Consider the following 12,178-nt stretch of genomic DNA (forward strand, 5'->3'; position numbering starts at 1 on the left):
CGAACGCCCCTCAGCGCACCGGCGGGGGACCGCTGCTGGCCCGCACCACCAGGTCCACGGGCACGAGGGTGTCGACGAGGGGCCGTTCGCCCGGGCCGTCGATCCGGTCGAGGAGAAGCCGCAGCGAACGCGTCCCGATCTCCGCGAAGTCGGTGCGGACGGTGGTCAGCGGCGGCAGGAAATGCGCGGCCTCGGGAACGTCGTCGTAGCCGACGACGCTGACGTCCCCGGGGACGGACCGCCCGGCCTCGTGCAGGGCGTGCAGCAGGCCGAGCGCCATCTGGTCGTTACTGGCGAACACGGCCGTCACATCGGGGCGCCGGGCCAGCCCACGGCCCAGGTCGTAGCCGGAGCCGGCGCTCCAGTCCCCGACGAGGGGGGCCGGGGCGGCGGCACCGGCGGCCCGGAGCGTCGCCTGCCAGCTCGCCAGCCGGTGGTCGGCGGAGGTCCAGCCGGCCGGGCCCGCGATGTGCCACACGGTGGCGTGCCCGAGGCCGAGGAGGTGCTCGGTCGCCTTGCGGGCGCCGGTGCGGGAATCGCCGGTGACCAGGGCGGTGCCGTCGTCGAGCGCGCTCTCCAGCACCACCAGGGGAGTGCCCAGGTCGGTCGTCTCCGCCAGCGCCCGGCCCACCCACAGCTGCGGCGCGATCGCGATCACGCCGTCCGCGCCCTCGGCCGACAACCGGTTCACGGCCTCGACGACGGTGTCGCGGTCGGCCGTGTCGAGGGCGATGGAGCTGACGAGGTAACCGGCCTCCTGGGCCGCCGTGTTGATCGCGGTCAGGATCGAGGCGGGCCCGTACCGGGCGGCGTCGAAGGAGATCACCCCGAGCATCCTGGTCCTGCCACTGGCCAGGGACCGCGCACTGCGGCTGGGCCGGTAGCCGAGCGTGCGCATGGCCTCCAGGACCGCCTCGCGTGTCCCGGGGCGCACGGCCGGATGGTCGTTCAGCACCCGCGAGACGGTCTGCTTGGAGACCCCGGCCATCCGGGCCACGTCGGCCATCACCGGCCGCGCCCCCGCGAAGTTGCGCCTGCTGCGGCCCTTGGGAACAGGAGCGTCGGGGGCGCTCGGTGTCATGGCGGGTGATTCCTCGGCGTCGGTACGGCGGCCCTGAACCCGCCCGGCAGGAGCACAGCATAGGCCGGGCGCTGCCCGGAAGGCCCTCAGCCGGCCCGGACCGTCCAGCGGCGCGTGACCATCCACTCGGCGTCCCGTACGTGTGCCTCCCGCCAGGCGCCGCCCGGCCGCCCCGGCACGTGCACGGGCGCGTCCGGGGCCAGCGGCAGCACCTTGAGACGCAGTCCCTCCGTGCGCAGTGCCTCGAGGGGCAGCCGGTCCAGCCCGATGTCCCAGACGCGGCCCGAGTAGAACTGGTCGGCGACCAGCACATCTCCCACGTAGGCCCGCGCCAGGTCCCCCGTCCAGCGCAGCCGCAGCAGCACACCCGAGGGGTTCCGAAGCAGGTCCTCCGGTACGTCGACCAGGTACTCGGCGGCCGCCGCGGCCACGTCCTTCTCGGCCGGCACACTCGCCCGGCCCCGCACGCCGGTCACGGGCCCGGGCGCAGGGCCACCGGGCCTGACGGACAAGACGGTCGCGGCGGTGCCCGCCGGCGGCCCGGCCTCGACGGTGTAGCGCGTGAACACACCGTCCGCCGCCTCCCGGACACGGGCCCCCTCCACCAGGGCGCCGTCCGGTGCGGGCAGCACCGCGAACGACGGCTCCGCCGCGGGACTGTGCAGCCGCACCTCGCCACGGTGCTCGTCGAAGACCACACCGTCCCCGCACAGCACCAGCCGCTCACCGCCCCACGCCCGGCCCCGGTAGACCGTACGGGCCGTGGCCGCGTCCAGGACCAGCAGGCCGACGCGCGACCCGTCGGCCGCCTCCACCTCGACCAGGGCGTCGGTGCCGGGCCGCACTCCGCTGACCAGGACACGGCCGGCGACCGGAGTGATCTCCCCGGCCCTCACGGCGACGGACGCCACCGTGTCGGCGTCCAGGGCGAGCTCGGGCGCGATGCCGTCGGTCGCGGCCAGCACCAGGACCGTACGGCCGTCCGCCTCGACCGTGCACACGGGCTGCGCCGTGGCCCACTCCAGCCGCAGCCCGGCCACGTCCAGCCGGAGCGGCCAGCAGAAGTACGCGCCGGAGGGGACGGTGACGGGAGTGCTCGGCAGCGTCAGCGAGGGCGCGAGCGGGAAGTCGATCGTGAAGGACGTCTCCGGATGGTCCGGCAGCGGCTCGTGCGGCTGATGGCCGGTCACGAACAGGAAGCCGGAGGCGCCGTCGGTCCGTACGGCCCAGCGCAGGGTGTCCCGGTCGTGCTGCCCGGTCGGCGACCGCTCGGGCAGCACCGACCGCATGGGCGCGATCCGGTGCCCCAGCTCGGCCAGCAGCAGGTGCTGGAGGCGCAGTTCGTGGTACGAGGGCCGCACCTGCCCGTACTCGCCGAGCGGGGCCTGGAAGTCGTAGGTCAGGACGGGCAGGTCATTGGGGTAGCCGGTGGCGTGCGACTCCTGCAGGGAGGTCAGCTCGCCGGCCGGGTTCGTGCCGCCGTGGAACATGTAGTAGCCCTGCCACACCGACCCGCAGCCGATCTTGGTGAGCCCGAGGGCGCCGATGTCCGCGGCCTCCACCCTCGGCCGCCGGTGGTAGGCCACGGCCATGCCGCCGCCCAGCTCGCAGGTGGCCCAGGGGAACCGATCCGCCGAAGGGGCGGTGGCGGACACCCGCGTGGGCCGCAGGTCGGCGCCGATGCCCTCGTCGTCGCGCTCGTGGGTGAAGAAGAAGTGCTTGCGGCAGGTGTCGGGCCAGCCGCCGTCGGCCTCCGTCCAGAACGCCTCGGGATAGCCGCCGTACAGCGGAAGCAGATCATCGCCCGGGAGCCGGACCCCGCCCCAGGCGGTCGACGTCCACAGCGGCGCGCTCAGCCCGGCCTCCTGGGCCAGGCGCTTCAGCGTGCGCAGGTGGCCGGGCTGGTCGTAGAGCTCGTTCTCGATCTGGATCGCGACGATCGGGCCGCCGTTGGCCCGTTCCAGGCCCCTCAGTTGCTCCGCGATCTCCGCGAACCAGACGCGGACGGGCTCCAGATAGGCCGGGTCGTCGGTGCGCGGTGCGCGGGTCCGGGACAGGAGCCAGTCGGGCAGTCCGCCGTTGCGCACCTCCGCGTGCGACCAGGGGCCGATCCGGGGGATGAAGTCCAGGCCGTGGCGGGCGCAGAGCTCGGTGAAGCGCCTGAGGTCCCGGTCGCCGTCGAAGCGGACCCGGCCCTCGACCTCCTCGTGGTGGATCCAGATGACGTAGGAGGCGACGGCCCTCACCCCGCCCGCCTTCATCTTCAGCAGCTCCTCCTCCCACTCCCCGTTCGGGTAGCGGGAGTAGTGGAACTCGCCGGAGACCGGGAACCAGGGGCGCCCGCCCCGGGTGAGCCAGCGGCTGGTGACCTCGATCGGGTCGGGCACGCCGGGCGCGTCCGTGAAGGGCAGGTGGCCGGTCAGTGGGGGAGCGGCGGGCGGGGGAACGCGCAGGAGATGCCTCACCAGGTGTTCTCCGGTCCCAGGTCGGGGGTGTCGGTGAGCAGGGCGCGGGTGGCGGTGGTGCCGTGCAGCTCCAGCAGGACCAGTTCGTTGGAACCCGGACGCAGGACCGGCGCGGGAACGTAGAGCGTGCGCTGCGGGCCGCGGTTCCAGTAGCGGCCCAGGTGGAAGCCGTTGACCCAGGCCTGGCCCTTCGACCAGCCGGGCAGGGAGAGGAAGGCGTCGGCGGGGGTGCCGACGTCGAAGGTGCCGCGGTGGAAGGCCGGCACGGTGACCGCCGCGTCGCCGGCCGGGGCGAACGGCACCGCCTCCAGGTCGTCCAGCGGCAGCGGGCGGCAGTCCCAGCCCGTCAGGTCCGTGCCGTTGAAGGAGACGGGTCCGAGCAGGCCTTTGGGCGCGCCGATGCGGGGGCCGTAGTTGACCCCGCCCATGTTCTCGACGAGGACCTCCAGCGTCGCGCCGGGACGCGGCACGCGCACGGGCAGCGACTCGTCGTGGCGTTCGCTCTCCAGTACGCCGACGGGCGCGCCGTCGACGAAGACCTGGGCGCGGTCGCCGACCCCGCGGGCGAAGTGCAGCAGCCCGTCGCCGTCGGCCGGCAGGGTGGTGCGGTAGAGGGCGTAGCCGGTGCGTTGCCCGAGCTCGTCCATGGTCACGGGCACGTCAGTGCGCACGGCTGCGGCGAGCGAGCCGGCCAGGGGCAGGAGAGCTGCCCGGCTGTCCAACTCGACCGGCACGGGCGGGAGTTTGGGACCCGGCGGCGGGACGGGTTCGTCGGGCACGGTGACGTGGCGGGCGATGACCTCGCGGAAGGCGTGGTACTTCGGGCCCGGATCACCGCACTCGGTGAGCGCCGCGTCGTAGTCGTAGGACGTGACGGTGGGCGTGTAGGCGTGCTTGTGGTTGGCGCCGTTGCTGAAACCGAAGTTGGTCCCGCCGTGGAACATGTAGATGTTGACGGAGGCCCCGGCGGACAGCAGCCGGTCCAGGTCGGCGGCGGCGTCGGCCGCGTCCCGCACATGGTGGGGCCCTCCCCAGTGGTCGAACCAGCCGATCCAGAACTCGGCACAGAACAGCGGGCCTTCGGGCCGGTGCTCGCGCAGCCGTCCCAGGGACTGCTCGACGCGGCTGCCGAAGGTGCCGGTGGTCAGGACACCGGGCAGACTTCCGGTGGCCAGATGCCCGGGGTCGGCCTGGTCGCAGGTGAACAGCAGTTCCTCGACGCCGCGGGAGCGGAAGGCGTCGGCGAGGTGTTTCAGATAGGCGCTGTCGTCGCCGTAGGCCCCGTACTCGTTCTCCACCTGTACGGCGATGACGGGACCGCCCGCCTGCGCCATGTGCGGCCGCAGTGCGGGCAGCAGCAGGTCGAGGTAGCGGTCGACGGCGCCGGTGAAGCGGGGGTCGCTGGTGCGCAGCCGGATGTCCGGGTCGGAGGTCAGCCAGTCGGGCAGGCCGCCGCCGTCCCACTCGGCGCAGATGAACGGCCCCGGACGCAGCAGCACCCGCAGCCCCTCGTCCTGGGCGAGCCGGAGGAACCGGGGCAGGTCGAGGAAGCCGTCGAGGACGAGGGGGCCCTCGGGGACCGGCTGGTGGTGGTTCCACGGGATGTACGTCTCCACCGTGTTGAGGCCCATCAGCCGGGCCTTGCGCAGCCGGTCGGACCACAGTCCGGGATGGACGCGGAAGTAGTGCAGCGCGCCGGAGATGATCCGGAACGGCTCGCCGTGCAGCAGGAATCCGTCGGACGTCGTCGTCAGGGCGGGCATGCGGAAGCTTCCCTTCTGTATGGGGAGGGGGGAGTCAGCGGGAACGGGTGCCGCGGATCAGCCAGAGCGTGGCGGCCAGGCAGAGCGCCGAGATGCCGCACAGCAGGAGCGGCACGGCGCGGACACCGGACCACTCGATGGCCTTGCCCAGGGCCGGCCCCGCGGCGACACCGCCGACCATGGAGGCCGCGATGACCAGGGCACCGGCCCTCCGGGCCTGCGGGGCGGCGCGGTTCAGCCAGGGCAGCCCGGTGGGGAAGATCGGCGCGATGAACAGACCGACACCGGCGTACGCGTAGGGCGCGAGGGCCGGGACGGTCGCGGCCAGCAGGCACACCGTCATGCCCGCGCACGAGACGGTGATGATGGCCTGGGCGGAGAAACGCAGCGCGAGCGGGGCGACCAGGAAGCGGCCCACGGTCATCATCAGCCAGTACACGGAGGTGGCGGTGGCGGCGACCCCCGCGCCGTAGCCGACGGTCTCCAGATGTGTCGGCTCCCAGCCGCCGACACCGGCCTCGACACCCACGTGCAGCACGTAGAGGACGACGAAGACGGCGAGCACGGAGCCGAGGCTGCGGCCGAGGACGGGCCCGCCGCCGGTCCGTTCCCCGGCCGGCACGGGCACCTGGTCCTGTACGCCTCGCAGGCACAGCAGCAACGGCAGGTTGGCGAGGGCGAAGACGAGAAAGACGGCCGGGTAGTGCTCGGAGCCGACCGCGCCGATCACGGCGGGGCCGAGGATGGCGCCGATGCCGAAGTGCGCGTTGAGAATGTTCAGCATCGCGGTCGAACGGTGGCCGAAGCCCACGGCGAACAGCTGGTTGAGCCCGTAGTCGATACCGCCGAAGCCGAACCCGGCGAGCAGGGCCGCCGCCAGGGCGGTGGGCCAGTCGGGCGCCAGCGCGAAGCCGGCCGCGCCGACCGCCATCAGCAGATACGAACTGCCGAGGATGTGCCGGTTGCCGACCCGCCCGTAGAGCCGGTCGAACAGCAGTACACCGCCCACACCGCCGACGAAGTGCGCGCTCAGCCCGAGCCCCGCGGCGGAGGGCGACAGCCCGAACTCCGCACGGAAGGCCGGGATCGCCGGCCCGTACAGGGCCTGCAACGCTCCGATGAGCACGAAGCCGAGGCACGAGGCCACGATGGCGGTCCTGCTGAAGACAGGGCCGGGCGGTGTGGGGGAGGGACGGGTGACGCGCTCTTCGATCACGCGGACTCCGGAGGACGGGCCACCGTGTGGGTGGGTGGAGGGCACAGGCGCGTACGTGTGGGGCAGAGGAGTGATGTTACCGGTAACATCAGGCTCGTCAACATCTCCCGGCAGCCCGGGCATCCACCCGGCTCCCCACAAGATCTCCCCCGCGCTGCCACGAACCCCGAAGATCCACCAGGGTTGCCCCGGTCCCGTTCGGGTACGCGAGCAGGACGCACCTGGGACGGATCTTGTCCCGGGCTGGCCGCACGACCGCCGCTACCAGGGAATCTGCCATGGAGACACCCGCAAACGACCCCACGCCCACGCCCGCCCAGCGGGCTCTGGACGTCCTCGCCGAGAACACCGAGGACACGGTGGCTCTGGACGCGCTCGCCAACAGCGACGTGCTCATCCCCGTGCCCGACGACGCGGGCGACGCCGATGCCGCCAATCCCGCGGCGGTGGCGCTGCCGGTGCTGGAGCAGCCGGGCGGCGAACCGGTGGTGCCCGTGTTCACCTCAGAGGTGGAGATGGCCGGGCTGCTGCCGTTCGTCTCCCGCTACCGCCTGGTGCCGCTCGGTGCCCTCGCCGCGCAGTGGCCGGCCGACGACCTGTCGCTCACCATCGACGGCAGCTCGGAGCACCGGCTGACACTGACCTCGGAGGGGGTGCGCACCCTGCTGGCCCGTTAGGGTCGGCTGCACGGCGGCGCCCGCCCAGGGCCTGTCGTTCGGATCAGACCGCAGACGCGGGGCCTGGCACGCGCCGTGCAGAGACACGCACCAGGCCCCTCACCGGCGATGAAGGGCCGCGTCGCGTCCCTGCGGCCTGATCCGAACGGCAGGCCCTAGTGAGGCGACCGGCCTGATCCGGGCGTCGGCGGCTCTCCGCCCAGCGCCCGGCTCAGTGCTGCCCGCTGCAGGGGCAGCACCTCGGCGTGCAGGTCACGGCCCTTGGTCGTCAGGGCGACCCACACGCCCCGGCGGTCCTCCACGCACACGGACCGCGCCACCAGCCCGTCCTTCTCCAGCCGGGCGATCAGCCGCGACAGCGCGCTCTGGCTGAGGTGGACCCGCCCCACGAGGTTCTGCACCCTGCACTGCTCGCCCTCCTCGGGCGTCGCGGTCGCGAGCATGTCCAGGACCTCGAAGTCCGAAGCGCCGAGGCCGTGCGGATGCAGCGCCCGGTCGATCTCGCACATCGTGCGCGCGTGCGCCGACAGGATGCCCCGCCACTGTTCCTCGAGCTGCCCACCAGCCGTTTTCGCCGCCATAGGGGAACGGTAACACCGGTGCAGGGTTCAATGACCGTGCATGCATACGGGCTCGGGGTGCGGGCACCCCGGCCTCAGGTCGACTCCCTTTTCACCAGTTCCGTCGGCAGGATCACCGCCGCCGGGTCCTCGCCGCCGATCTGTGCGAGCAGGACCCGCACCATCTCGTTGCTGATGCGGTCCCAGGGCTGCCGGATGGTCGTCAGCTCGGGGCTGGAGGCGACGGCGGCCGGTGAGTCGTCGAAACCGCCGACCGCCACGTCCTGCGGCACCCGCCGCCCGGCCCGCTGCAGAGCCGTCAGCACTCCCTGCGCCATGAGGTCGGAGGCCACGAACACCGCGTCGATGTCCGGGGCCTGCGCCAGCAGCCGCTCGGCGCCCGCCTCGCCACTCGCCCGGCTGTAGTCACCGGAGACGACCAGCCGCTCGTCGAACTCCAGACCCGCCTCCGCGAGCACCTCCTGGTAGCCGGCGAGACGCTCGACGCCGCCGGGCGTGTCCAGCGGACCGGTCACCGTGCCCACCCTGCGCCGCCCGAGCGACAGCAGATGACGCACCATGTCGCGGGCGCCGTCACGGTCGTCGGCGGCCACGTAACTCACCTTGGAAGCCACCCCGATCGGCTTCCCGCACGCTACCAGCGGCACCCCCGCCTCGCGCAGCCGCTCGGCGACGGGATCACCGGAGTGGCTGGAGACCAGCAGTACCCCGTCGACGTGCCCGGCGGTGATGTACCGCGTGATGCGCCGCCGTTCGTCCTCGGTGCCCGCCAGCATCAGCAGCAGCGGGATGTCGTGCGCGGCGAGCGCCTGGGTGCAGCCGCGCAGCAGGACGTTGAAGTTGGGATCCTCGAAGAACCGCTCCTGCGGCTCCGTGAGCAGGAAACCGATCGAGTCGGACCGTCCCGTGATCAGGGAGCGGGCGTGCCGGTTGACCACGTAACCGGTTCTGCGGATGGCCGCGTTGACCGCCTCCTGGGCGGCCGGACTGACGTAGTGGCCGCCGTTGAGAACGCGCGAGACGGTGCCGCGCGAGACCCCCGCCTCGCGCGCCACGTCGTGGATCGTGGGCGGCCTGCGCCTGCCTCCCGCACCGTTCATCTGATTCCTCCGTGAACACCCCCGCCTTCAGGCGGGGGAGAAAATGAGACTCCTGCGGAGCGGGGCAAAGGGCTCGGCTTCGCTGCGTGGGAATCCCCCTCGTTCGCGAGGGGGAGGAGGTCAAGACTTTACGGCTCCGGAGAGCAGATCCAGACTCCAGAATCGCTGGATGACCAGGAAGAGGGCGACCAGCGGCAGAACCGCGAGGAACGCGCCCGTGATCACCAGGGTGTACAGGGCCGGGGTGTTGGCGCCCTGCTCCAGCAACGTGAACAGGCCGAGCGTGATCGGGAACTTCTCGTCGTCGCTGAGCATGATGTACGGGAGCAGGAAGTTGTTCCAGATCGCCACGAACTGGAACAGGAACACCGTCACCATCCCGGGGATCATCATCGGCAGCGCGATCCGGGTGAAGATCCGCCACTCGCTCGCCCCGTCCATGCGCCCCGCCTCGATCACGTCGGCGGGCACCGCGGCGGCGGCGTAGATCCGCGCGAGGTAGACGCCGTACGGGAAGAGGATCTGCGGCAGCAGGACGGACAGGTACGAGTCGGTGAGGTCGGCCTTCGCCAGCAGCAAGTACTGCGGGACGGCCAGGATCACCGGCGGCATCAGCACCCCCGCGAGCAGCACGTTGAAGAGCGTCTCGCGGCCGCGGAAACGGTAGGTCGCGAGCGCGTAGCCGCTGACCGCCGACACGCACGCCGACAGCAGGGCCCCGACACCGGCGTACAGCGCGGAGTTGCCCATCCACTTCCAGTAGACGCCGTCGCGGTAGGCGCTCAGGTCCCGGACGTTGTCGGCGAAGCCCGTGCCGGGCAGGAACGTGAAGGTGGAGAACAGCTCAGGCCCGGACTTGGTGGCGGCGATGACCACCCAGGCGACCGGCAGCAGACAGTAGAGCGCGCCCAGCAGCAGGGTGACCGTGGGGATCAGGGCGATCCGGCGGCGCAGCGGCGGCCGGTCCTGGGCGGTGCCGGGCGTGCTGCCCGCCCTCGGTTCGGCCTGGGGGACGGCGAGGGAGCTCATCGAGCGGCCTCCTGCTTCTGACGACGGTTCGCGGCTCGCAGGAAGCCGAAGGAGAGGAGGAGCGTGGCGAAGGCGATGATCACGGCCTGCGCCGCGGCCCCGTGGATGTCACCCTCACCGAAGGCGTCCCGGTACACCTTCATCAGCGGACTCCACGTGGTGGACACGGAGTTGGTGAGCGGCTTGAGGGTGGTGGGCTCGTTGTACACCTGGAGTGTCGCGATGATCGAGAAGAAGAAGGTCAGCACCAGGGAGGGCGCCACCATCGGGATCTTGATCCGCAGCGCGATCTGCAGCGGGGTGGCGCCGTCCAGCTTCGCCGCCTCGTACACCTCCGCGGGGATCGCCTGGAGCGAGGTGTAGATGACGATCATGTTGAAGCCGGTGCCGCCCCAGACCGCGATGTTCGACAGGGCCAGGTACAGCGGCCCGCCGTCCAGCAGGTCCGGCTGCGGCATCCCCAGTCTGTCGAGCACGAAGTAGAAGGGGCTGACGTCCGGCAGGTAGAGGAAGCCCCACAGCAGCGCCGCCACCACACCGGGGATGGCGTACGGCAGGAAGATCGCGAGCCGGGTGGCGGGTGCGAGCCGCACCTTCTCCGAGTCGAGCATCAGCGCGAACATCAGGGCCAGGCCGAGCATGACGGGCACGACGATGCACCCGTAGCCGAGCACACGCAGGGTGCCGTGCAGCAGCTCGCTGTCGGAGAGGGCGGCGGTGTAGTTCTCCAGACCGGCCCAGACCTCCTTGCGGGCGCCGGAGCCGAGGCCCAGGCCCGAGACCTGTACCTTGCGGAGGCTGAGCCACAGCGCGTAGCCGATGGGCAGGGCGAAGAACAGGGCGAAGAGGACCGTCGCGGGAACCAGGAAGGCGTACGGGGCCCCCTTGACCCCGTACGACTGCCGGCGTGCCGTGCTTTTCACCGAGCGACCCCGAAGCCCTGCTTCTTCATGTCGGCGACGGTGTCGTCCTGCATCTTGTTCAGCGCCGCGCCGAAGTCCGACTTGTTCTTCGCGGCGGCTCCGAAGGCGTCCTTGAAGGTGGTGTAGGCGACGTTCACGTTCGGGCCCCAGGCGGAGGGCGCGGTGGTGTCCGCGATGTCGGCGGCCTTGGAGTAGAAGTCGGCCTGGTTCGAGAAGTAGGCGGGCGGCTCGAGGAAGGCGCCGCTGGTCTGGGCGTTGGTGGCGGCCGGGTAGATGCCGCTCTCCTTGGCGAGCGCGTTCAGGGCCTCTCTGTCCGTGTTCAGCCATGCGGCGAACTTCGCGGCGGCCGCCTGGTGCTCGGAGTCGGTGGTCACGGCGGTGGAGGAGCCGCCCCAGCTTCCGGTGCGGTTCTCGCTGGCGGACCACTGGGGGAGCGGGGCCATCGCCCACTTGCCCTTGGTGTCGGGCGCGGCCGTGGTCAGCGTGCCCGGGGCCCACACGGCGCTGACCCAGGCGATCTGCTTGCCGGTGTTGAGAGCCTTGTTCCAAGCGGGGGTGTACATGGGCTGGTTGTCGATGGCGCCCTCCTTCACGAGGCCGCCCCAGAACTTCGCGACCTTCTGCGTCGCCTCGTCGTTGATGGAGACCTTCCACTGGTCGCCGGAGGTCGTCCACCACTTGGCGCCCGCCTGCTGGGCGAGGCCCGCGAAGAGGCCGGAGTCGTTGGCGGAGAAGGTGGTGAGGTCCTTGTCCGGGGCGGCCTTCTTCAGCTTGCGGGCGGTCTGCGCGAACTCGTCCCAGGTCGTCGGCACCGTCAGCCCGTACTCCTCGAACAGGTCCTCGCGGTAGTAGAACATCATCGGTCCGATGTCCTGCGGGACCGCGTAGACGGCGTCGGTGCCGAGTGTCGTCTGCTGCCAGACGCCGTCGGCGAACCGGCCCTTCGTCTCGTCCACGTTCTTCGAGATGTCCGCCAGGGCGTCGTTGCTGACCAGCGTGGGCAGCGCCTGGTACTCCGCCTGTACCAGGTCGGGCGCCTTGCCCGCCTTGTGCGCGGTGAGGATCTTGGTGACGAGGGTGTCGCCGGACGCCTGCTTCTTCACCGTGACGGTGATCCGGTCCTTCTTGCCCGGCCCCTTGTTCCACAGGTCCACGACCTTGTCCATGCCGGGCGTCCAGGTCCAGTACGTCAGCGAGGCCGGGCCCGACCCGGTCTCACTGCCCCCGGATTCCGAGCCGCAGGCGGCGAGCGAGGTGGCGGCGAGCGCGACGGCGACGGCGGTTGTCACGAGGCGGCGGCGCTTCGTGTACGGCATGGATCTCTCCCCTGACCTGGGGTCCTC

At 71.8% G+C, this 12,178-nt stretch carries 10 protein-coding genes; 1 reads left to right on the forward strand and 9 read right to left on the reverse strand.

Annotated elements, in window-relative coordinates:
- Positions 1 to 10: 10 nt before the first annotated feature.
- From IO24_RS0133010 to IO24_RS0133025, 4 genes are all read right to left on the reverse strand, one after another.
- The gene (locus IO24_RS0133010; protein ID WP_031142226.1) at positions 11 to 1,081 is read right to left on the reverse strand and encodes a LacI family DNA-binding transcriptional regulator; all 1,071 of its coding nucleotides are present in this window, start codon (positions 1,079 to 1,081) and stop codon (positions 11 to 13) included.
- An 86-nt stretch (positions 1,082 to 1,167) separates the two neighbouring features.
- Positions 1,168 to 3,549 carry a beta-galactosidase gene (locus IO24_RS0133015; RefSeq protein WP_031142228.1) on the reverse strand — a complete coding sequence of 794 codons (2,382 nt, stop codon included), beginning with the start codon at positions 3,547 to 3,549 and terminating at the stop codon, positions 1,168 to 1,170.
- Complete coding sequence (locus IO24_RS0133020; protein WP_031142230.1) at positions 3,543 to 5,309, reverse strand: glycoside hydrolase family 35 protein; 1,767 nt, start codon at positions 5,307 to 5,309, stop codon at positions 3,543 to 3,545. The genes IO24_RS0133015 and IO24_RS0133020 overlap by 7 nt, the downstream gene beginning before the upstream one ends.
- 34 nt (positions 5,310 to 5,343) lie before the next feature.
- Positions 5,344 to 6,525 (reverse strand): MFS transporter, encoded by a 1,182-nt coding sequence (locus tag IO24_RS0133025; RefSeq protein WP_234335321.1) that lies wholly within the window; start codon positions 6,523 to 6,525, stop codon positions 5,344 to 5,346.
- Between the two features lie 278 nt (positions 6,526 to 6,803).
- Here IO24_RS0133025 and IO24_RS0133030 point away from each other — a divergent pair, with 278 nt between their 5' ends.
- Complete coding sequence (locus IO24_RS0133030) at positions 6,804 to 7,202, forward strand: SseB family protein (protein ID WP_031142234.1); 399 nt, start codon at positions 6,804 to 6,806, stop codon at positions 7,200 to 7,202.
- A gap of 155 nt (positions 7,203 to 7,357) precedes the next feature.
- On the opposite strand, the gene IO24_RS0133035 is transcribed toward IO24_RS0133030, so the two are convergent.
- From IO24_RS0133035 to IO24_RS0133055, 5 genes are all read right to left on the reverse strand, one after another.
- The gene (locus tag IO24_RS0133035) at positions 7,358 to 7,783 is read right to left on the reverse strand and encodes a MarR family winged helix-turn-helix transcriptional regulator (RefSeq protein ID WP_031142236.1); all 426 of its coding nucleotides are present in this window, start codon (positions 7,781 to 7,783) and stop codon (positions 7,358 to 7,360) included.
- Positions 7,784 to 7,857: 74 nt separating this feature from the next.
- On the reverse strand, positions 7,858 to 8,883 hold the full coding sequence (locus IO24_RS0133040; protein ID WP_031142238.1) for a LacI family DNA-binding transcriptional regulator: 1,026 nt from the start codon (positions 8,881 to 8,883) through the stop codon (positions 7,858 to 7,860).
- 120 nt (positions 8,884 to 9,003) lie between these two features.
- Positions 9,004 to 9,912: a carbohydrate ABC transporter permease gene (locus IO24_RS0133045; protein ID WP_031142240.1), complete on the reverse strand. Its 909-nt coding sequence runs from the start codon at positions 9,910 to 9,912 to the stop codon at positions 9,004 to 9,006.
- Positions 9,909 to 10,835, reverse strand: coding sequence for a carbohydrate ABC transporter permease (locus tag IO24_RS0133050; RefSeq protein WP_031142242.1), 927 nt, complete (start codon positions 10,833 to 10,835; stop codon positions 9,909 to 9,911). The genes IO24_RS0133045 and IO24_RS0133050 overlap by 4 nt, the downstream gene beginning before the upstream one ends.
- A complete protein-coding gene (locus IO24_RS0133055) occupies positions 10,832 to 12,151 on the reverse strand; it encodes an ABC transporter substrate-binding protein (protein ID WP_031142244.1) in 1,320 nt (439 codons plus the stop codon). The genes IO24_RS0133050 and IO24_RS0133055 overlap by 4 nt, the downstream gene beginning before the upstream one ends.
- Between the last annotated feature and the right edge of the window lie 27 nt (positions 12,152 to 12,178).

Source organism: Streptomyces flavovariabilis (assembly GCF_000725785.1).
Taxonomy (GTDB): Bacteria; Actinomycetota; Actinomycetes; order Streptomycetales; family Streptomycetaceae; genus Streptomyces; species Streptomyces hawaiiensis.

Coding starts and splice junctions, on each gene's coding strand:
- IO24_RS0133010 (WP_031142226.1), bottom strand. CDS start 1,081: ATGACACCGAGCGCCCCCGACGCTCCTGTTCCCAAGGGCCGCAGCAGG.
- IO24_RS0133020 (WP_031142230.1), bottom strand. CDS start 5,309: ATGCCCGCCCTGACGACGACGTCCGACGGATTCCTGCTGCACGGCGAG.
- IO24_RS0133030 (WP_031142234.1), top strand. CDS start 6,804: ATGGAGACACCCGCAAACGACCCCACGCCCACGCCCGCCCAGCGGGCT.
- IO24_RS0133035 (WP_031142236.1), bottom strand. CDS start 7,783: ATGGCGGCGAAAACGGCTGGTGGGCAGCTCGAGGAACAGTGGCGGGGC.
- IO24_RS0133040 (WP_031142238.1), bottom strand. CDS start 8,883: ATGAACGGTGCGGGAGGCAGGCGCAGGCCGCCCACGATCCACGACGTG.
- IO24_RS0133045 (WP_031142240.1), bottom strand. CDS start 9,912: ATGAGCTCCCTCGCCGTCCCCCAGGCCGAACCGAGGGCGGGCAGCACG.
- IO24_RS0133055 (WP_031142244.1), bottom strand. CDS start 12,151: ATGCCGTACACGAAGCGCCGCCGCCTCGTGACAACCGCCGTCGCCGTC.